Here is a 19,567-nt window from a genome sequence, read left to right as displayed (position 1 = left end):
GCGCGCAAAGGCGGTGTGCGCCTCGATCTGGTTACTCCCGGGTTGTTCGAACACGGAACTCGGGGAAGACAATGACGCGCAACGACGGGTGGACGCTCGGCTGGGAACGGATGGCGAGAACTGGTCTGGGAGCGGCCGGCCTGGGAATAGTCCTGCACGCAACGCCGTCGGTCGCACAGACCTCCGGGACCAATTCGACGTCGACGGCGGCGACATTGCCTCCCGTCACGGTGGAGGCACCGATCCAGGCGCGTCCGCGCACCCAGCCCGCGCAGCGAGCTTCGCAGTCGTCGCGCGGCCGCATCGCGACGCAACGCAATGCCGGGCCCGCGCCAGCCGGAAATTCGGGCGCGCGCGAGGCCGGTGTCGGTCGCGCCAACGCGTCGAGCGAGAGCAGCTATGTTGCAGACAGCAGTTCGGCGGGTACCAAGACCAACACGCCGTTGCTCGAGACGCCGCAGTCGATCTCGGTCGTGACGCGCAAGGAGCTCAACGACCGCGCCGTCCAGACGCTGACGGAGGCGGTTGGCTACGAACCCGGCGTCCGTATCGGCTACGATCCGCGTTTCGACGCGATCGCGATCCGCGGCTTCGACATCACTTATAACGGCGTTTATCTCGACGGCCTGCGCCTCGTCGGAGCAGGTCTCAGCGTGTTCAAGACCGAGCCTTATGGGGTCGACAGCATCACCGTGGTCCGTGGGCCGAGCTCGGCACTCTACGGGCTCGGCTCGCCCGGCGGACTGATCGACCTGTCGAGCAAGCTGCCGACCAGCCAGCCGTTTCACGAGGCGCAAACGGTGTTTGGCGACCGCGATCGCGTCCAGGGCAATTTCGATCTTTCGGGTCCGGTCGATGCCAACGGTCAATTCCTCTATCGGCTGACCGGCGTGGTGCGCGACGCGGACGTGTTCGTGCCGGGCGGCAAGGATAACAGGACCTACATCGCGCCCGCCGTCACCTGGAAGCCGGATCAATCGACGACCCTGACGATTCTCGGGTCCTATCAGAAGTCGAAGACGCCCGGATCCATGTTCACCTACTCCACGGGCACCGGCACCGCCACGGACATCTTCACGGGCAGCCCGTCCTACAATTCGCTCAACCAGGAGCAGGGACGCGTGGGCTACCTGTTCGAGCATGCGTTCAACAACGCCGTGACCGTCCGCCAGAAATTCCGCTACGTCGATGTCGACGCGGTCACCCGCTATGTGGGCTTTCTCGGGGCGCCGGTGGGCAATGTCGTCTCGCGCTATACCGGCTACGTCCACGACACGCTGCAATCGGCCATCATGGATAACCAGGTCGAGGCCAAGCTATCGACCGGGCCCGTGCAGCACACGCTCCTGGTCGGCACCGACTACACCGCGTCGAAGTTCAACGACAAGCAGGGATTCGGCTTCGGCGTCTCCGACCTCAATCTGGCCGCGCCGGTCTACGCGCCGGAATCCATTCCCGATCCCGCGATCTCGTCCTTGACGCAGCAGCGACAGACCCAGTCCGGCGTGTACATCCAGGACCAGGCCAGGCTCGATCACTGGATTCTCACATTGAGCGGCCGCAGCGACTGGGTCAGCACCACGGGTGAGGATCTGTTCGCGCTGACCCGGCAGACGCAGTCCGATCAGGCCTATAGCGGGCGAGCCGGGCTGACCTATGTGTTCGATTCCGGCGTTGCGCCTTACGTCGCCTACTCAACCTCGTTCTTTCCCAATCTCGGCGTCGATCCGTCGGGCGCCTTCTTCAAGCCGACCACCGGCAAGCAGACCGAAGTCGGTGTGAAGTACCAGCCGCAGGGCACGAGGAGCTTCATTACCGCGGCGGTGTTCGATTTGACCCAGGACGGCGGCCTGGTCACGACGGGGACGGGCGTGACGGTCCAGCGCGGGGAGATTCAAAGCCGCGGCTTCGAATTGCAGGCGCTTGCTAGCCTGGGCGGTGGTTTCGACATCACCTCGTCGTACACCTATCTCGACATGGTGACCAAGCAGGCCGCTGACGACTCGCTGATCGGCAAGTTTCCCTCGGGCAATCCTCCGCACACGGCGACGCTGTGGGCGAACTATGCCCTGCCGCTGGCCGGACCGTTTGCAGGATTGAGCGTCGGTGGCGGCGCGCGTTACATGTCCTGGAGCTACGGCGATGATGCGAATACGTTCAAGAACAGCTCGGTAACCCTGATCGACGCAGCGCTGAAATATGATTTTGGCCAGGCGATGAAGGAGCTGAAGGGCCTCCAGTTCCAGGTCAATGCCAAGAACCTGTTCAATCTGCACTACACCACGTGCCAAGTCGGTTACTGCTACCGTGGCGCGCCGCTGACCGTCATCGCAACGCTCGGCTATCGCTGGTGAACCAGCTTGCGCATGAGAACCCCGGTTATCCGGTCAATATGTCTTACCCAAATCGCTGGCGCCGGCGACTAACGCGCCAGGTGGTGGGTGCCGATTTCAACCAAGGTGGTCCGGCAGGAGAGGCGGTAGATCAGGCTGAACAATTGAACCCACATGATCGAACTCCACTGTTGATCACATGCAGGATATTAGGCCCCCAGTCTTTCCGGCCGTTTTCGAGGGACAGGGAAAATGGCTTCGTCGGCGAGCGCCGTGATGTCGTCGGAACAGACCGGACGAAGTCGCCTCACGCGGGCGTGAGACGTATCTCCGTCAAAACACCTCGAAATATTCGCGGTGCTCCCAGTCGGTCACCTCCGACAGGAAGCGGTCGATCTCGGCATTCTTGATGTGGGTGTAGTAGTCGACGAACTCGGGCCCGAACTTCTCGCGGAAGAACGGATCGTCCTTCAGCGCGGCGACCGCATCGCGCAAGCTCTTCGGCAACGGCGGCGCCTTGGTCTCGTAGGGCGTGTCGGCGGACGGGCCGGGGTCGAGCTTGCGGTCGACGCCGTCGAGGCCCGAGAGAATCTGGGAGGCCATGTAGAGATAGGGATTGGCGGCGGGCTCGCCGATGCGATTTTCCAGGCGCGTTGCGGCATCATTGGCGCCGCCGAGCACCCGGATCATCACGCCGCGATTGTCGCGGCCCCAGATCGCGCGGTCCGGCGCCAGCGAATAGGAGCGGTAGCGCTTGTAGCCGTTGATGGTCGGGGTGGTGAACACGGTCGAGGCGCGGGCATGGTCGAGCAGGCCGGCAAGGTACGCCCGGCCGAACGCGCTGAGCGGCTCGCTGCCGTCTTTCGCCATGAACTGATTTTCGCCAGACGCGCGCGAGACGATCGACTGGTGCAAATGCCAGCCGCTCGCGAACACGTTCGGCAGTTTCGGCCGGCACATGAAGGTGGCGTGATAGCCGTGGCGACGCGCGATCTGCTTCACGGCGGAGCGGAACAGCACCATGTTGTCGGCGGGCTCCAGCCCCTTCTTCGGCGCGAAGGTGAATTCGCACTGGCTCGGCCCGAACTCGACCTCGACCGAGCGCAAGGGCAGTCCGAGCGCGACGATATCGCGGCGCAGGATCTCCAGCACCGGCTCCATCTGATCGAAGCGCTGCTCGGTGAGGTATTGGTAGCCGTGGCTGAGCAGGCTCACCGACGGCGGCGTCCCGGGCTGGCCGGCATCCTCGGGCCGCATATGCGCGTCGTCGAGCTTAAAGATGTGGAATTCAACCTCGAGGCCGGCGACGAAATCGTGGCCGCGGCCGCTGAGATCATCGAGCACCTTGCGGTAGAGGCCGCGGGTCGCGAATGGCACGGGACGGCCGTCGCCAAAATAGAGATCGCAGAGCACCCAGCCCGTCGCAGGCGCCCATGGCAGCACGCGGAACGTGGTTGGGTCGGCGACCATCAACACGTCGGCCGCGCCCTCCATCTCCTTCATGCCGAACCCGCCGCCTGACGTGAACACCGGAAACACCGTGCGGTGCGAGGTATCCTTGGCGAGCATGGTCGTGGTGATGGAGCAGCCGCTCTCCAGCGAGGCGATCGCCTCGGCGGCGATGATGGTCTTGCCGCGCAAAATGCCGTGCTGGTCCGGGAAGGCGAGGCGGATGACCTCGAGGTTCTTTTCCTCGACGATGCGGCGCAGGCGCGCTGCGGCGTCCCTCTGCTCATCCGACCACAGCGCATGACGCGCGACGAAAGTCACTCGGTTGCTCCTTCTGTCCGTGCTGTCATCGCCCGCGAAGGCGGGCGATCCAGTATTCCAGAGACGGCGACGTGTCCACGAGAGGCCGCGGCGTACTGGATGCCCCGCCTTCGCGGGGCATGACAGTGGAGTATGTGGCGCCTGCCGCTGATTGACGGCATTATCACTCCGCCGCCGTCAGCCGGTGCACGTTGTCGGCGATCTCCTTCGGCACCGGCGCGGCCCAAGGTGCGCCGCGGCGGCGCTTGACGTCGACCTCCATCCAGTAGAGCTCCCAACCCTGGGTCGGCCCGATGCCGTCCATGGTGGCCGGTCCCTGGATGCTGCGCGCCCTGCTCTCGTCCAGGAACAGCATCGGCTTCTCGCCGCCGCCGACCTTCTCGATCTCAGCCCGCAGCAGGCGGCGGTACTGCACGATCGCCTTGTCGCTCGAGCCGAGATGCTCGTTGGTGCGGTCCTGGATGGCGCCCATCGATTCCACCGCCCACTGGTCGTGCACGTTGATGTCGGTGCCCATGCCGGTATAGGTCGCGGTCGCCTGCTCGTGCGGATCGAAGCCGTAATCGTTGCCGCGGTTCTTGCGCGACTTGTAGTCGGGCAGCTCATAGAGCTCGAGCCGCTGATCGCGCATCTTCTGCTTGTCGACCGGGTTGGTGTAGCTGGTGAAGATCGCGTACCAGTAGCAGTTCTCGTCGTCGACCGGCACGTGCCACTGCGTGATCGTCATTTCCGTGCTCATGGGGATGACGAAGCCGTGCGGGAAGAGCTGGTTGGTGACGCGCACATGGGTGCGCTCCTCGTCGATCTCGCGCAGCGCGATCAGCCGCAGGCCATATTCGGTGTGTTCGACATTGATGATCGGCCGGTCGTATTCGCGCAGGATCTTTGTCATCGGCAGGTCGCTGCCGGCGGAGGCGCCGCGGAACTGCTTGCCGTAAGCCGTCGACGTATCCTCGTCCTCGAAGAAGCGGTGCAGATAGGAGGCGTGCGCGGGATCGATGCCGACCTCGAGGGCCTGAAGCCAGTTGCAGGCCATGTGGCCCTTGAACGCAAAAGTGTGCGTGCCGGGCGCGACAAAGCAGTCGAGCTCCGGAAATGCCGGCGGCTCACCCTCGCCGAGATAAGCCCAGAGGATGCCGCTCTTCTCGACCACGGGATAGGAACGCTGACGAATGTTCTGGCAAAGTTTTGAGTCCTTCGGCTCGGCCGGCGTCTCGATGCACTGGCCAGTGGCGTCGAACAGCCAGCCATGGAAGGCGCAGCGCAGGCCGCCATGTTCGAGACGTCCGAAGGCGAGGTCGGCGCCGCGGTGGGCGCAGTGACGATCGATCAGGCCGTAGCGTCCGCTCTCGTCGCGGAACAGCACCAGGTTCTCGCCGAGCAGTTTGACGGGACGGATCGGGCGCGCGCCCTCCAGCTCGTCGACCAGCGCCGCCGGCTGCCAGTAGCTCCGCATCAGCTTGCCGCAGGGGTCCTTCGGACCGGTACGGGTGATCAGGTCGTTCTGCTCCTGGCTCATCATGGCGGGCGTCCTTTGTCGGAGAGGCGTTTGTTCGCCTATTGAACGAATGGGCGAATTATGCCATGCCTTGGTCCGGCGGCAAGCAATATTTTGCAGGATGTTCCCGAACCTATGCCCAAGCTGAAGCGCAGCGAAAACGACGAGCGGGCGACGGATTTCGTCGAGAGCCTCGATCGCGGCCTGCGCCTGCTGCAATGTTTCGGCGCGACCACCGGCCCGATGACGCTGAGCGATCTCGCCCGGGCCGCAGAGCTGCCGCGCGCCACCGCGCGGCGTATGCTGTTCACGCTCCAGCGCGGCGGCTTCGTCGCCGGCGACGGAAAGCTGTTCTCGCTGACGCCGCACGTGCTGACGCTCGCGGCGTCCTACCTGCGCTCCAGCCAGCTCGTCGCCGTGCTTCAGCCGGTGCTCGATCGCGTCGCCACGGCAGCGCAGGAAATCTCCTCGCTCGCGGTGCTCGATGGCGACGACGTCGTGTTTGTCGCGCGCAGCAGCCCGGCGCGGATGTTTTCGGGTGGGCTCGAGATCGGCTACCGGCTGCCGGCGTTCTGCACCTCGGTCGGTCGCGCCATGCTCGGGCAGTTCGATGACGCAGCGCTTGCCGCACGCCTGAAGACAATGAAGCGCGAGATGTTGACGCCGCAGACGGTGACGGATCCCAAGGCGCTGCTGGCCAGTATCACAGCCGATCGCGACCAAGGCTATTCGCTGGTCGATCGCGAGGCAGAGCCGCATTTCCGCTCGATCTCGGTTCCGGTGCGCCGCTACGACGGCGTGATCGTCGCCGCCATCAACATGGGCGCCCATGTCGACCGCGTGCCGGCAGGGGAGCTGGTCGACCGGTTGCTTCCGCTGCTCCGCGAGGGCGCGGAGTCCGTGCGGTCGCAGCTGTTATAGCAACGATCGTTGGCGCCGCGCGTCCGCGGGCCTATAATCTCGTCACGCAAGACAACAGGGAGGACGCCATGAAACACACCATGGTTCCCAGTGATCGCGTGGAGCACGTCGGCGTCTACGGGCGCGACGGCGCGAAGCTCGGCTCGATCGAGCGGCTGATGCTCGACAAGGTGACCGGCACGGTCGCCTACGCCGTGATCAGGACTGGCGGGCTGCTCGGCACGCACCACCATTATCCGGTGCAGTGGGGCGCGCTGAAATACGATCCCGCGCGGCAGGCTTTTCGTGTCGAGGTGACGCAGGACGAACTCGCCAGCGGACCGTGCGAGTTCGACGGCGACGAATTTGACTGGGGCGATCGTTCGCAGCCCTACGCGCACCCAAATTATTGGTCGATCTGACGGCGCGATTGCAGGCGTCGCGCGCTGAGCCGCCTCACTTGGTCGCGGTGCGCCGGCGCGCGCTCTGTGTCAAAAGGCAAAAATGCCGCATGACACACCTCTCATCGCCACCATCGTCGTCGGACTTGGACTCGCCTTCGTACTTGGAACTATAGCGCAGCGGTTCCGCATTCCGCCGCTTGTCGGCTACCTGCTTGCCGGCGTTGCCGTCGGCCCGTTCACGCCAGGCTTCGTCGCCGACCAGGCACTTGCGACCGAGCTCGCCGAACTCGGCATTATCTTGCTGATGTTCGGCGTCGGCCTGCATTTTTCGCTCCAGGATCTGCTGAGCGTCCGGCGCATCGCCGTTCCGGGCGCCGTCGTGCAGATTGCGGTCGCCACACTGATGGGGCTCGGCCTTGCATGGCTGATGGGCTGGGGCGTTGGTGCGGGACTCGTGTTCGGACTGGCGTTGTCGGTCGCGAGCACGGTGGTCCTGCTTCGCGCGCTGCAGGAGCGGCGCCTGATGCAGACCGATCGCGGCCGCATCGCGGTAGGCTGGCTCATCGTCGAGGACCTCGCGATGGTGATCGTGCTGGTGCTGTTCCCGGCGATCGCAAGCCTTCAGAGCGGCGGCGACAAGCCAGCCTTCGAGCCGCTGGCCGCGCAGGCTGGCTTCGGGCTTGCCGGCATCGTGATGCTGACCCTGGCCAAGATCATCGTGTTCATCGGGCTGATGCTGGTGGTGGGGCGCCGGGTGATCCCCTGGATCCTGCACTATATCGCGCATACCGGCTCGCGCGAATTGTTCCGTCTTGGCGTGCTTGCGATTGCGCTGTGCATCGCATTCGGGGCAACGAAGCTGTTCGACGTGTCGCTGGCGCTGGGCGCGTTCTTCGCCGGCATGATGCTGCGGGAATCGCCGCTCAGTGCACGCGCCGCGCAGGAATCGCTGCCGCTGCGCGATGCCTTCGCCGTGCTGTTCTTCGTCTCGGTCGGCATGATGTTCGATCCGATGAGCGTGGTCCGCGAGCCCTGGCCGCTGCTGGCGACGCTGGCGATTATCATGCTCGGCAAATCACTCGCGGCGTTCCTGATCGTGGTCCTGTTCCGGCATCCGGTCGCGACCGCGCTGACGATCTCGGCGAGCCTGTCGCAGATCGGCGAGTTCTCTTTCATCCTGGCCGAGCTCGGCGTCGCCTCGCAGATCCTGCCCAGCGACGGTCGCGACCTGATCATGGCCGGCGCGATCCTCTCCATCATGCTCAACCCGCTGATGTTCGCGGCCGCCACCTGGCTCGCGCCGCGTCTCGACCCGCGCCGGGATTCACCGCAGGCCGCGGCCGCCGTGCCCGAACCGATCCGCACCACGGACCTGACCGACCATACGATCGTGATCGGCTATGGCCGCGTCGGCGCGCTCGTCGGCGATGCCCTGAAACAGCGGCAATTGCCGTTCCTTGTCGCCGAGGTCGGCGAGAGTGCGCTGGCGAAGCTGAAGCAGGGCGGCATCGAGACCGTCATGGGCAATGCCGCGCAGCCCGAAATTCTCGGCGCCACCAATCCGTCACGGGCGCGGCATCTCGTCATCGCGATCCCCGAGGCGTTCGAGGCAGGGCAGATCGTGCAGCAGGCGCGTGCGGCCAATCCGGATATCCGCATCATCGCGCGGGCGCATGCGGATGCCGAGGTCGATCATTTGAAGGGGCTGGGGGCGGATGTCGTCATCATGGGCGAGCGGGAGATCGCGCGCGGCATGATCGAGGAGCTGGAGAGGAGAGTTCCAGATGCTGCCCAGCAAGATCCCCGTCCGCTCGAGGCCGGTTCGGTCGTTTGACCTGATCACGCCGCAGGGCCAGACCTACCGCTTTCCGCAGCCGACATTGTTGCAGCGGTTGTTGCGGTGGGGGCTCGCGCATGCGGAGACGGTGGCGATCTCCGCGGCAATCCTGGCGTTGATTTATGTGGCGGGTTTTGTGGCCGAGGCGCTGGATCACTCGGTGTTTGACGCGTGCAATGACAGGGTGGGATTGCGCAGGGTCGGTTAGCCTGCAACTGCGCGAAGCGCAGTCCGCTGGCGTAACCCACCGCGTCCCCAACTCGCGCTCTGTGTCACTGTCGGTTGCGCATCCAGTCGGCCAGGCCCGATATCGCCTTGTCGAGGTCTTGCCGCGCGGCAGCGTCCGTGACCGTCTCGTCCAGCGCGCCGCGCATGCAGAGCAGCCACGCATCGCGCTCGGCGTCGCCGATGGCAAAGCCGATATGCCGCTGCCGCAGCCGTGGATGGCCCTTCTCGACGGAATAGAGTTTTGGGCCGCCGGTCCATTCGGTGAGGTAGCGCTTCAGCACGTCCCTGATCAGTCCGAGGTCATCCGCGTGCATCGCGCGGATCATTTTCGCCTCCGGCAGCTTGTCCATGCGGTCGTAGAAGCGGTCGACCAGAAGGTCGATCGTGCCGCTGCCGCCGATCCGCTCGAACATGGAGGTGGTGACGTCGCTGGAGGTCATCGTGAGTCCTGTCTGGTGCAAGGCTCTTCATATCGTCTCCCTTTGCGAAACGAAAAGGGGACGCATGGCGTAGCTGCGCGCTCAGCTCTGCTCCCTCCCCCCTTGCGGGGGAGGGCAGGGGAGAGGGGTCGCCCAGGAAATGGTGTTGGTTGTCGCGAAGAAGAAGCGCGTTGCGCGAGTGATGGAGTCCCCGTGTGGACCCCTTTCCCGAACCCTCCCCCGCAAGGGGGGAGGGAACGCAGCGGAGGTCGGCGCGCGCGGATCGCCCTACAGCGCCACGCTGCGCAGGCCGAAACTCCGGGCTTCGTTCTGCAGCACCGGCCGCACCGCATCGATCAGCCTTGCAGCCGCCGCATCGACCGACAGCCCTGCCGTATCCACCACCGCCGTCGCGCGCGAATACAGCGGTTCGCGGCTCAGCAGGATGTTGCGCAGCTCGGCCATCGCGGAGCGGTCGTCCGCCATCGGGCGCAGGTCGCCCTGGCGGCGCACGCGGGCCATGTGCTCCTCGGGCTCGGCCTTCAGCCAGATCGTGTAGAACGACGACAGGATCTGGTCGAAGGTCAACGGCTCCGACACGATGCCGCCGCCGGTCGCCAGCACCATCAGCTCGTTGCGCGCGAGCAGCTGTTGCAGCGCTGCCTGCTCCATGCGGCGAAAGCCTTCCTGGCCGTAGAGCGCGATGATCTCGGCGACCGAGAGCCCGTTCTGCTGCTCGACCTCCTTGTTGAGCTCAACAAAACTCCAGCCGACCTTCTTCGCCAGCATCCGCCCAAGCGTCGATTTGCCGGCGCCGCGCAGGCCGATCAGCGCAATGCCGCAGAACGGCGCGCGCCGCGGCGCCGACGCACTGCCGCCGGCGAGAACGTCCTTGGCCTGAGCGATCTGCGCCGGCGTCGCCTTGCGCAGGAGATCGCGAAACATCTGCCACTCCGGCGTCGGATCGGCCGAGGGAAGCAGGTCCTCGAGATGCGCGCCCATCGCGTCGGAGACGCGGCGCAGCAGCACGATGGAGACGTTGCCCTTGCCGCTCTCGAGCTGCGCGATGTAGCGCTCCGAAATCCCTGATACCTTGGCCAGCACCTTGCGCGACATGCCGCGCAGCGCGCGCATGGTGCGCACGCGCTGGCCGAGCTGTTCGAGAAATCGGGATTCGGCGTCGGGACTGTCGGTCATGGACTGCAGATCATGGGCCTTCTTGAGAGGGTGTCCTGCGGCGCGTTTTAATGAAACATAATGCCTGCCAGCATTGACAGCAAGCCGCCGCGGTGTCTTTCTATGAATTATAATTCTAAATTCGGGGGAGAAGTCCGTGAGCGAGGGATCCTATAACGCGGTGACCTGGCTGCTCGACCGCAACGTCGAGGACGGCAGGGGAGGCAAGCTCGTCTTCGACGACACCGTCTCGCGGCTCACCTATGGCGAGCTCCAGCGCGAGACCCGGCGTGCCGCCAACATGTTGCGCCGGCTCGGGGTCCGCCGCGAGGAGCGCGTGGCGATGATCATGCTGGATACGGTCGATTTCCCGATCGTGTTTCTGGGCGCGATCCGTGCCGGCATTGTGCCGGTGCCGCTCAACACGCTGCTGACCGCGGACCAATACGCCTACATCCTCGCCGATTGCCGCGCGCGGGTGCTGTTCGTCTCCGAAGCGCTCTATCCTGTTATCAAGGACGTCGTTGGCCGCATGCCGGATCTCGAGCACGTCGTGGTCTCCGGCGCCAAGATGAACGGCCACAAGCAGCTCGCGGAAGAGCTCGCCGGCGAGAGCGACCAGTTCACGACCGCCGCGACGCATCCCGACGAGCCCGCATTCTGGCTGTATTCGTCGGGCTCAACCGGCATGCCCAAGGGCGTGCGCCACATCCATTCGAATTTGCAGGCGACCGCGGACACCTATGCGAGCCAGGTGCTCGGCATCCGCGAGAACGACGTCTGCCTGTCTGCGGCAAAACTGTTCTTCGCCTATGGCCTCGGCAATGCGCTGACTTTTCCGATGTCGGTCGGCGCCACCGTGGTGCTGAACAGCGAGCGCCCGACGCCGGCGCGCATGTTCGACCTGATGAACAGGTACAATCCCTCGATCTTCTACGGCGTGCCGACGCTGTTCGCGGCGATGCTCAACGACGAGACGATGAAGGCCGAGCGCGGCGGCAAGTCGCTGCGCATCTGCACCTCGGCCGGCGAGGCGCTGCCGGAATCCGTCGGCAACAGCTGGAAATCGCGCTTCGGCGTCGATATCCTCGACGGCGTCGGCTCGACCGAGCTGCTGCACATCTTCCTGTCGAACGCGCCCGGCGACATCAAATACGGCTCCTCCGGCAAGCCGGTGCCGGGCTATGCGGTGCGGCTCGTCAACGAGGCCGGCCAGGATGTCGCCGACGGCGAGGTCGGCGAGCTGCTGGTCGATGCGCCCTCCGCCGGCGAGGGCTACTGGAACCAGCGCCACAAGAGCCGCCGCACCTTTGAAGGTCCGTGGACCCGCACCGGCGACAAATATGTCCGCGATGGCGAAGGCCGCTACACCTTCTGCGGCCGCGCCGACGACATGTTCAAGGTGTCCGGCATCTGGGTCTCGCCGTTCGAGGTCGAGAGCGCGCTGATCACGCATCCCGCCGTGCTGGAAGCCGCCGTCGTGCCGGAAGCCGATCCGGAAGGCCTGCTGAAGCCGAAGGCCTTCGTCGTGCTGCGTCCGGGTGCGGCGACGGCGGACTTGCAGGAGATGCTGAAGGAGCACGTCAAGCAGAAGATCGGCCCGTGGAAATATCCGCGCTGGATCGACGTGGTGGAGTCGCTGCCGAAGACGGCGACCGGGAAGATCCAGCGGTTCAAGTTGCGGGAAGGGGCGAATTGAGCGTGCAAGCGGCGGGCTCGCTTGCTGACCCTCCCCTGGAGGGGGAGGGTCGCTTCGCATGGAGCGAAGCGCAATGCGAAGCGGGGTGGGGTGATCTCTCCACTCGGGCACCGCATCCGCCGAGAGACTGTCACCCCACCCCGTCTCACATCTCGCTGCGCTCGATGTGAGCCGACCCTCCCCCTCCAGGGGAGGGTACAGACGGAGCGAACAGGAATACGACCATGACCAACCTCACCCCCACCGGCTTCCTGACCATCGGTAGCGCCAGCCTCGAATACAAATGGCTCGCGCCACAAGCCGCTGACGCCCCCACCATCGTCATGCTGCACGAAGGCCTCGGCTCCGTCGACCTGTGGGGCGACTTGCCCGAGAAGCTGCAGCAAGCCACCGGCGCCGGCATCTTCGTCTATTCGCGCGCGGGCTACGGCCAGTCGAGCCCGGTCACGCTGCCGCGGCCGCTCGATTACATGCAGCGCGAGGCGCTGGATGTGCTGCCGAATATCCTCGACGCGATTTCCTTCAAGCGCGGCCTCCTGCTCGGCCATTCCGACGGTGCCTCGATCGCGACGATCTATGCCGGCGCGCATCAGGATCACCGCTTGAACGGCCTCGTGCTGATGGCGCCGCATTTCATCGTCGAGGATATCTCGGTGAAATCCATCGCAGCGATCAAGACGACCTTCGAGAGTACCGACCTCAAGGCGAAGCTGGCGCGCTGGCACAGGGATGTCGACAACGCCTTCTACGGCTGGAACGGCGCCTGGCTCGATCCGAAGTTCCGCGACTGGGACATTTCGGAATATCTCGCCTACATCCGCGTTCCCATCCTGGTCGTGCAGGGCAAGGACGACCAATATGGGACATTGCGACAGGTCGAAATTGCGCAGGAAGAGTGTTACTGTCCGGTAGATTTGAAAATTATTTCAGACGCGGGACATTCCCCGCATCGTGAAGCGCCGAGGGCGACGCTTGACGCGATTGAGCAATTTGCAAGAGCGGCCCTGCGCGACGATCAGGGACTTCAGGGACGCGCCGCATGATCCTGCGGAGGCACATCCATGAATGTGCCTTCGGATGCGAGCGGCCCGTTGCCGTGGCCGCGATGGGCCTATGTGCCGGGCGAGACCGACGGGGTCGACGCGGATTACGAGACGCTTGATTTGGCCAAGGCGCTGGTGCCCCCGGCGTTCCGCGGCTACGTGCCGGCGCGCCATCCGGCGCTGCGCTACGGGCTGGCGCTCAACGATCGCGGCTATTTCTGGGAATCGCAGGAGGTGCTGGAAGCGGTGTGGGCCGCAGCCCCGCAAGGCGGCCGCGAGCGCATCCTGCTGCGTGCCTGCATTCACATCGCCAATGCCAATTTGCGACTGCGCATGCAGCGGCTGCATTCGGCCGCGCGCCTGTTCGGCGACGCGCAGGCGGAGTTGCGGGCGCTGAACTCGCGCAAGGCGGCCGCGGGCGGCGACGGCTTTGTCGAGAGCTTCCCCATTCCGGCGCTGACGGCTCTGCTCCAGGCCAAGCTGGGCCGTTCCGAACTCTCGAAGGCGGACTGGATCACCCTGGGCGCCATTGTGCGGTCTCAATAGGTCTCATGAAACAAAGTGCATGCGATGGCCGTTAAGGGCTAGACGCTTTCAAAAAGATGCACTATTGTGCATCTAACGCTACAGCCAAAACGCATAACCAAGCTCAAGGGTGGCCCATGGCCGGGGAAGATCGGCGCCTCGCAGGCGGCGCGACATTCATCGATTTCCAGACCGAACCGTCCCGCTACAAGCACTGGAAGCTCGCGGTCGATGGCGACGTCGCCACCCTGACCATGGACGTCGACGAGAATGGCGGCCTGTTCGAAGGCTATCTGCTCAAGCTCAATTCCTACGATCTCGGCGTCGACATCGAGCTGGCGGACGTCGTCCAGCGCCTGCGTTTCGAACACCCCGAGGTGAAGGTCGTGGTGATGCGCTCGGCCAAGAACCGCGTGTTCTGCGCCGGCGCCAACATCCGAATGCTTGCGGGCTCGACCCATGCCCACAAGGTGAACTTCTGCAAATTCACCAACGAGACCCGCAACGGTATGGAAGACTCTTCGGAGAATTCCGGCCAGCGCTTCATCACGGTGGTGAACGGCTCGGCCGCCGGCGGCGGTTATGAGCTGGCGCTCGCGACCGACCACATCATCCTCGCCGATGACGGCTCGTCGGCCGTCGCGTTGCCGGAAGTGCCGCTGCTCGCGGTGCTGCCGGGCACCGGCGGCCTCACCCGCGTCGTCGACAAGCGCAAGGTGCGCCGCGACCACGCCGATTTCTTCTGCACCATCGAGGAAGGCGTGAAGGGCAAGCGCGCCGTGCAGTGGCGCCTCGTCGACGAGATCGCGCCGAACTCCAAACTTGAAGCCAAGGTCGCCGAGCGCGCCAAGGAATTCGCAGGCCAGTCGAAGCGCAAGGGCACCGGCAAAGGTATTGCGCTGACACCGCTCAGGCGCGTCATCGACGAGACCAGCATCCGCTACGGTTTTGTCAGCGTCGACATCGATCGCACGGCGCGCATCGCCACCATCTCGATCAAGGCGCCGGAGGCCGCTCCGCCGGCCGACATCGACGGCATGATGGCGCAGGGGCCTTCGTTCTGGCCGCTCCAGGTCGCGCGCGAGCTCGACGACGCCATCCTGCATCTGCGCATCAACGAGCTCGAGATTGCGATGCTCGTCTTCAAGAGCCATGGCGACCGCGCCCATGTGCTGGCATCCGATGCCTTCCTCGAAGCCAACAAGGCGCACTGGCTGGTCAACGAAATCAGGCACTATTGGAAGCGCGTGCTGAAGCGCATCGACGTCACCTCGCGCACGCTGGTGACGCTGGTCGAGCCCGGCTCCTGCTTTGCCGGCACGCTCGCCGAGCTCGTCTTCGCCGCCGACCGCTCCTACATGCTGATCGGCACGCGCCAGGGCGACAACCGTCCGCCGCCGTCGATCGAATTGTCGGCCATGAACTTCGGTCCGTATCCGATGAGCCACGGCCTGACCCGGCTGGAATCGCGCTTCCAGGCCGATCCGTCCGACGTCGAGCGTGCGGAAGCTACCATGGGCACCGCGCTCGACGCCGAGCAGGCGGAAGAGCTCGGCCTCGTCACCTTCGCGCTCGACGACATCGACTGGGACGACGAGGTGCGCGTGTTCCTCGAGGAGCGCGCCAGCTTCTCGCCGGACAGCCTCACCGGCATGGAAGCCAGCCTGCGCTTCGTCGGCCCCGAGACGATGGAATCGAAGATCTTTTCGCGTCTGACCGCGTGGCAGAACTGGATCTTCCAGCGCCCGAACGCGGTCGGCGAGGAAGGCGCGCTGCGCCGCTACGGCAGCGGCCAGAAGCCGAAATTCGATATGACGAGAGTTTAGCGAGTAGGGAGTGGTGAATGGCGAATAGGGATTTCCATTCGCTACTCACCATTCGCCATTCGCAAGCTCACGGTTCGATGCCAATCGTTGAATGAATCAGTCCCCCACGGGAGGTCCACCATGAACATCATGAACGTCGACTACTCGACCAAGATTCCCAACAACGTCAATCTCGCCGAAGACCGCCAGGTGCTGAAGGCGCTGGAAGGCTGGCATCCCGGCTATATGGACTGGTGGAGCGACATGGGGCCGGAAGGCTTTCAGGAGTCGCTGGTGTATCTGCGCACCGCCTATTCCGTCGATCCGCGCGGCTGGGCCAAGTTCGATTATGTCCGCATGCCCGACTATCGCTGGGGCATCCTGCTTGCGCCGCAGGAGGAAAATCGCGTCGTTCCGTTCGGCGAGCATTTCGGCGAGCCTGCGTGGCAGGAAGTCCCGGGCGAGTATCGCGCCATGCTGCGCCGCCTGATCGTGATCCAGGGCGACACCGAGCCGGCTTCCGTCGAGCAGCAGCGCCACCTCGGCAAGACCGCGCCCTCGCTCTACGACATGCGCAATTTGTTCCAGGTCAATGTCGAGGAAGGCCGTCATCTCTGGGCGATGGTCTATCTGCTCCAGAAGTACTTTGGCCGCGACGGCCGCGAGGAAGCTGATGACTTGCTGCGCCGTCGCTCGGGCGATGCCGATGCGCCGCGCATGCTCGGTGCCTTCAACGAGGCGACGCCGGACTGGCTGTCCTTCTTCATGTTCACCTACTTCACCGACCGCGACGGCAAGATGCAGCTGCACTCGCTCGCGCAGTCGGGCTTCGATCCCTTGTCGCGCACCTGCCGTTTCATGCTGACGGAAGAAGCGCACCACATGTTCGTCGGCGAGACCGGCATCACCCGCGTCGTGCAGCGCACTTGTGACGCGATGCGCGAAGCCGGCATCACCGATCCCACCGACATCGCAAAGGTTCGCGCGCTCGGCGTGATCGACCTGCCGACGATCCAGAAGAAGCTGAACCTGCACTATACGCTGTCGCTCGACCTGTTCGGCTCGGAGGTCTCGACCAACGCGGCCAACGCCTTCAACACCGGCATCAAGGGCCGTTATCACGAGACCCAGATCGACGACGATCACCAGCTCAAGAACGCCACCTATCCGGTGCTCAAGTTCATCGACGGCGAGATCAAGCTGGTAGACGAGCCGGCGCTGACCGCGCTCAACATGCGCCTGCGCGACGATTACAGCCAGGACTGCGTCAAGGGCATGCTGCGCTGGAACAAGGTGATCTCGACCGCCGGCTATAACTTCCAGCTCAAACTGCCCAACGTCGCTTTCCATCGCCATATCGGCGAGTTCAAGGGCATCCATGCGACGCCGGATGGTCTTTTGATCGACGATGCCATTTGGGCGAAGCGCAAGGACGAGTGGCTGCCCTCGACCGCCGACGGCGACTTCATCACCTCGCTGATGCAGCCCGTCACCGAGACCGGCAAGTTCGCCTCCTGGATCTCGCCGCCGAAGGTCGGCATCGACAACAAGCCCGGCGATTTCGAGTACGTGAAGATCGAGTCGTAAGAGTCAGGGTTCGACCCTCGCACAACGCAAATGGTGTCATCACCCGCCTTGTGCGCGATTGCGCACTGGAGCGGGTGATCCAGTATTCCAGAGGCGGCAGAGATAGATCGAGACGCTGCAGCGTACTGGATGCCCCGGTCAAGCCGGGGCATGACTGCGGAGTGTGACGCGCGCTCTGTGCTGAAACGCCCCGCCTACCCGGCGATCTCCAGCCCCGCATTCGCGTACACCACGCCGCCATCCACCGCGATGGTGTTGCCGACCACGTAATCACCCGCGCGCGAGGCGAGATAGATCGCCACGCCGGCCATGTCCTCATCGGTTCCGATACGCCGCGCCGGAATGCGCTTGGCGACCTCGTCCGCATGGTCGCGCGCGGCGCGGTTCATGTCGGACTTGAACGCGCCCGGTGCGATCGCGGTGACGTTGATGTTGTCCTTGATCAGCTTCGTCGCCATGCGCCGCGTCAGATGGATCACGGCGGCCTTGCTGGCGGCGTAGGAATAGGTCTCGCTCGGATTGACGAAGATGCCGTCCACCGAGGCGATGTTGATCACCTTGGCCGGCCGCTCGTGCGAGGCCGCCGCGCGCAGCGGCTTTGCCAGTGCCTTGGTCAGGAAGAACAGCGACTTGACGTTGAGGTCCATCACCTTGTCCCAGCCGCTCTCCGGGAATTCGTCGAACTCCGCGCCCCAGGCTGCGCCCGCATTGTTGACGAGGATGTCGAGCTTCGGCTCCAGCTTGATGATCTCGGAGGCCAGCCTGTCGCAGCCTTCGATGGTCGAGATGTCGATCGGCAGCGCGATGCATTCGCCCTCATATTGGGCGGAGAGCTCTTTCGCCGTCGCCTCGCACGGCCCGGCCTTGCGCGCGGTGATGTAGACCTTCGCCGCGCCTTGCGCGAGGAAGCCCGCCGCGATCATCTTGCCGATGCCGCGCGACCCGCCGGTCACGAGCGCGACACGGCCTTTGAGCGAGAACAGATCGTTGAACATGGAGCCTCCCTTGGTTGGCGACGTTTTGAGCGCGGCGGAGAGGGGAGTCAAGGAAGGCGCGAGAGTGGCGCGGCTGCGGTCCAACTCACTCGGTGTCGTCCCGGCGAACGCCGGGACCCATAACCACAGGGAGTAGTTTGGCGAAGACTCGTCGTTCGGTACTTCTACCAAATGTAATCGATGGATTCCGCGGTATGGGTCCCGGCGTTCGCCGGGACGACAGCGTGGCTACGCCGCCGCAATCCGGCGAAAGCCGTTCCACATCGCGGTCGCGGCGCCTGAGGTCAGCACCGGCAAAATTCGCGCGTCCTGGTAATTGCCGTTGAGCGAGACGCGCGGCAGCGCGGTCATGTGGCCGGCATTTTCTGCGAACAGCATGCCGGGCCGGGTCGTCACCGCGGTCTTGAAGCCGGCCGATGCAGCGAGAGCGAATTCGCGCTCGCCCGCGGCTTCGCGGTCGCCATAGGGGTAGGCGAAGTGCAGCACGGTACGGCCGAGCGCCTGCTCGATCCGCGCGCGGCTTACCGCCATCTCCTGTGCGGCGATCCCCTCGCTCTGCCTGGCGAGATTGCAATGGCTGATGGTGTGCGCGCCGATCGTGACCAGCGGATCGGCGGCAAATGCCTTCACCTCGTCCCAGGACAGGCACAGGCTGCGGCACAGTGCGGCCATGTCGACGTCGTATCTGGCGCAGAGCGCCTCGATCTCGCGCTTGAGATCATGTTCCCCCGGCAGCGCGCGCAGCCAATCGTGCAGGCGGTCGAACGCCATTTGTTTTGCGGCGGGGGTCGTTGCATCCAGCCGCAGCGCGGAATTGCCGATCTGGATGTCGATGTGTTCGGCCTTCGCGATCACGGTTTCCAGCGCGGTCCACCACAGACGTCCGGTGCCCTCGGCAAACTCGCTCGCGACATAGACGGCCAAGGGCGCGTCAAATTCGCGCAGAACCGGCAGCGCGAATTCGAGATTGTCGCGGTAGCCGTCGTCGAGGGTGAAGGCGGCGAAGGGGCGGGTGAACCGGCCCTGCACCAGCCGCTCATGCAGCTCGTCCATGCTGACGATGTCGATCCCGCGCGAGCGCAAATGGCTCAGCGTGGCGCGCAGGAAATCGGGGGTGACTTCGAGGTGCCGGTTCGGCTGGAACGCGGCCTCGCGGGCCGGCCGCACATGGTGCAGCATGAAAATGGCGCCGACGCCCGACAAGAGCGGGCGCAACAGGTGGTGCGCCCCGCTGAAATAGAGTGCCCCCAGCCCGGCGCGGATGACGTTGTTTCGGAGTTGTTTCATGACCGGCTGGCGAACTCTGGCATTCCACTTTCAACTTACGGAAGAACCCTTGAAGAAAAAG

Annotated in this window: 16 protein-coding genes; 10 read left to right on the top strand and 6 right to left on the bottom strand. The window is 64.7% G+C overall.

The window, feature by feature from the left end; all coding sequences use genetic code 11:
- Positions 1 to 71 precede the first annotated feature (71 nt).
- Positions 72 to 2,354 carry a TonB-dependent siderophore receptor gene (locus AB7290_RS41365; protein ID WP_085399246.1) on the top strand — a complete coding sequence of 761 codons (2,283 nt, stop codon included), beginning with the start codon at positions 72 to 74 and terminating at the stop codon, positions 2,352 to 2,354.
- A 312-nt stretch (positions 2,355 to 2,666) separates the two neighbouring features.
- On the opposite strand, the gene AB7290_RS41360 is transcribed toward AB7290_RS41365, so the two are convergent.
- Together AB7290_RS41360 and AB7290_RS41355 are read right to left on the bottom strand one after the other, a co-directional pair.
- Complete coding sequence (locus tag AB7290_RS41360) at positions 2,667 to 4,103, bottom strand: glutamine synthetase family protein (protein ID WP_085399247.1); 1,437 nt, start codon at positions 4,101 to 4,103, stop codon at positions 2,667 to 2,669.
- Between the two features lie 163 nt (positions 4,104 to 4,266).
- Positions 4,267 to 5,625 (bottom strand): aromatic ring-hydroxylating dioxygenase subunit alpha, encoded by a 1,359-nt coding sequence (locus AB7290_RS41355; RefSeq protein ID WP_085399248.1) that lies wholly within the window; start codon positions 5,623 to 5,625, stop codon positions 4,267 to 4,269.
- Positions 5,626 to 5,736: 111 nt separating this feature from the next.
- Here AB7290_RS41355 and AB7290_RS41350 point away from each other — a divergent pair, with 111 nt between their 5' ends.
- The 4 genes from AB7290_RS41350 (at position 5,737) to AB7290_RS41335 (ending at position 8,950) form a co-directional block, all read left to right on the top strand.
- Entirely contained in the window at positions 5,737 to 6,522 is a 786-nt protein-coding gene (locus tag AB7290_RS41350; protein WP_085399249.1) for an IclR family transcriptional regulator domain-containing protein, read from the top strand.
- Between the two features lie 68 nt (positions 6,523 to 6,590).
- Positions 6,591 to 6,923 carry a PRC-barrel domain-containing protein gene (locus AB7290_RS41345; RefSeq protein WP_085399250.1) on the top strand — a complete coding sequence of 111 codons (333 nt, stop codon included), beginning with the start codon at positions 6,591 to 6,593 and terminating at the stop codon, positions 6,921 to 6,923.
- A gap of 82 nt (positions 6,924 to 7,005) precedes the next feature.
- On the top strand, positions 7,006 to 8,739 hold the full coding sequence (ybaL, locus tag AB7290_RS41340) for a YbaL family putative K(+) efflux transporter (RefSeq protein ID WP_441254446.1): 1,734 nt from the start codon (positions 7,006 to 7,008) through the stop codon (positions 8,737 to 8,739).
- Positions 8,690 to 8,950, top strand: coding sequence for a hypothetical protein (locus AB7290_RS41335; RefSeq protein ID WP_085399252.1), 261 nt, complete (start codon positions 8,690 to 8,692; stop codon positions 8,948 to 8,950). Before ybaL ends, AB7290_RS41335 begins: the two co-directional genes overlap by 50 nt.
- A 64-nt stretch (positions 8,951 to 9,014) precedes the next feature.
- On the opposite strand, the gene AB7290_RS41330 is transcribed toward AB7290_RS41335, so the two are convergent.
- Both AB7290_RS41330 and AB7290_RS41325 read right to left on the bottom strand, forming a co-directional pair.
- Positions 9,015 to 9,410, bottom strand: a complete 396-nt coding sequence (locus AB7290_RS41330; RefSeq protein ID WP_085399253.1) for a group II truncated hemoglobin — start codon at positions 9,408 to 9,410, stop codon at positions 9,015 to 9,017.
- Between the two features lie 267 nt (positions 9,411 to 9,677).
- Positions 9,678 to 10,694 carry a helix-turn-helix transcriptional regulator gene (locus tag AB7290_RS41325; RefSeq protein WP_275552115.1) on the bottom strand — a complete coding sequence of 339 codons (1,017 nt, stop codon included), beginning with the start codon at positions 10,692 to 10,694 and terminating at the stop codon, positions 9,678 to 9,680.
- A 28-nt stretch (positions 10,695 to 10,722) separates the two neighbouring features.
- Here AB7290_RS41325 and AB7290_RS41320 point away from each other — a divergent pair, with 28 nt between their 5' ends.
- From AB7290_RS41320 to boxB, 5 genes are all read left to right on the top strand, one after another.
- On the top strand, positions 10,723 to 12,264 hold the full coding sequence (locus AB7290_RS41320) for a benzoate-CoA ligase family protein (RefSeq protein ID WP_085399255.1): 1,542 nt from the start codon (positions 10,723 to 10,725) through the stop codon (positions 12,262 to 12,264).
- A gap of 224 nt (positions 12,265 to 12,488) precedes the next feature.
- A complete protein-coding gene (locus AB7290_RS41315; protein WP_085399607.1) occupies positions 12,489 to 13,307 on the top strand; it encodes an alpha/beta fold hydrolase in 819 nt (272 codons plus the stop codon).
- Between the two features lie 18 nt (positions 13,308 to 13,325).
- On the top strand, positions 13,326 to 13,853 hold the full coding sequence (locus tag AB7290_RS41310) for a DUF309 domain-containing protein (protein WP_085399608.1): 528 nt from the start codon (positions 13,326 to 13,328) through the stop codon (positions 13,851 to 13,853).
- 116 nt (positions 13,854 to 13,969) lie between these two features.
- Complete coding sequence (gene boxC, locus AB7290_RS41305) at positions 13,970 to 15,658, top strand: 2,3-epoxybenzoyl-CoA dihydrolase (RefSeq protein WP_085399609.1); 1,689 nt, start codon at positions 13,970 to 13,972, stop codon at positions 15,656 to 15,658.
- A 129-nt stretch (positions 15,659 to 15,787) separates the two neighbouring features.
- Entirely contained in the window at positions 15,788 to 17,224 is a 1,437-nt protein-coding gene (gene boxB / locus AB7290_RS41300) for a benzoyl-CoA 2,3-epoxidase subunit BoxB (protein ID WP_085399636.1), read from the top strand.
- A 194-nt stretch (positions 17,225 to 17,418) separates the two neighbouring features.
- Here the strand turns inward: boxB and AB7290_RS41295 are convergent, their stop codons facing one another.
- Both AB7290_RS41295 and AB7290_RS41290 read right to left on the bottom strand, forming a co-directional pair.
- On the bottom strand, positions 17,419 to 18,219 hold the full coding sequence (locus AB7290_RS41295) for an SDR family oxidoreductase (RefSeq protein ID WP_085399610.1): 801 nt from the start codon (positions 18,217 to 18,219) through the stop codon (positions 17,419 to 17,421).
- A 228-nt stretch (positions 18,220 to 18,447) separates the two neighbouring features.
- Positions 18,448 to 19,506 (bottom strand): polysaccharide deacetylase family protein, encoded by a 1,059-nt coding sequence (locus AB7290_RS41290; RefSeq protein WP_085399611.1) that lies wholly within the window; start codon positions 19,504 to 19,506, stop codon positions 18,448 to 18,450.
- Between the last annotated feature and the right edge of the window lie 61 nt (positions 19,507 to 19,567).

This window comes from Bradyrhizobium sp. 613_E4_N2_2 (assembly GCF_052075995.1).
GTDB classification, from domain to species: domain Bacteria; phylum Pseudomonadota; class Alphaproteobacteria; order Rhizobiales; family Xanthobacteraceae; genus Bradyrhizobium; species Bradyrhizobium barranii.
This window is presented reverse-complemented; position numbering and strand designations above follow the sequence as displayed.

What these genes read in the sequence shown, in the direction of transcription:
- AB7290_RS41345 (WP_085399250.1), top strand. Translation starts at nt 6,591, where the DNA reads ATGAAACACACCATGGTTCCCAGTGATCGCGTGGAGCACGTCGGCGTC.
- AB7290_RS41350 (WP_085399249.1), top strand. Translation starts at nt 5,737, where the DNA reads ATGCCCAAGCTGAAGCGCAGCGAAAACGACGAGCGGGCGACGGATTTC.
- AB7290_RS41315 (WP_085399607.1), top strand. Translation starts at nt 12,489, where the DNA reads ATGACCAACCTCACCCCCACCGGCTTCCTGACCATCGGTAGCGCCAGC.
- ybaL (WP_441254446.1), top strand. Translation starts at nt 7,006, where the DNA reads ATGCCGCATGACACACCTCTCATCGCCACCATCGTCGTCGGACTTGGA.
- AB7290_RS41365 (WP_085399246.1), top strand. Translation starts at nt 72, where the DNA reads ATGACGCGCAACGACGGGTGGACGCTCGGCTGGGAACGGATGGCGAGA.
- AB7290_RS41335 (WP_085399252.1), top strand. Translation starts at nt 8,690, where the DNA reads ATGCTGCCCAGCAAGATCCCCGTCCGCTCGAGGCCGGTTCGGTCGTTT.
- AB7290_RS41330 (WP_085399253.1), bottom strand. Translation starts at nt 9,410, where the DNA reads ATGACCTCCAGCGACGTCACCACCTCCATGTTCGAGCGGATCGGCGGC.
- AB7290_RS41310 (WP_085399608.1), top strand. Translation starts at nt 13,326, where the DNA reads ATGAATGTGCCTTCGGATGCGAGCGGCCCGTTGCCGTGGCCGCGATGG.
- boxC (WP_085399609.1), top strand. Translation starts at nt 13,970, where the DNA reads ATGGCCGGGGAAGATCGGCGCCTCGCAGGCGGCGCGACATTCATCGAT.
- AB7290_RS41290 (WP_085399611.1), bottom strand. Translation starts at nt 19,506, where the DNA reads ATGAAACAACTCCGAAACAACGTCATCCGCGCCGGGCTGGGGGCACTC.
- AB7290_RS41295 (WP_085399610.1), bottom strand. Translation starts at nt 18,219, where the DNA reads ATGTTCAACGATCTGTTCTCGCTCAAAGGCCGTGTCGCGCTCGTGACC.
- AB7290_RS41355 (WP_085399248.1), bottom strand. Translation starts at nt 5,625, where the DNA reads ATGATGAGCCAGGAGCAGAACGACCTGATCACCCGTACCGGTCCGAAG.
- boxB (WP_085399636.1), top strand. Translation starts at nt 15,788, where the DNA reads ATGAACGTCGACTACTCGACCAAGATTCCCAACAACGTCAATCTCGCC.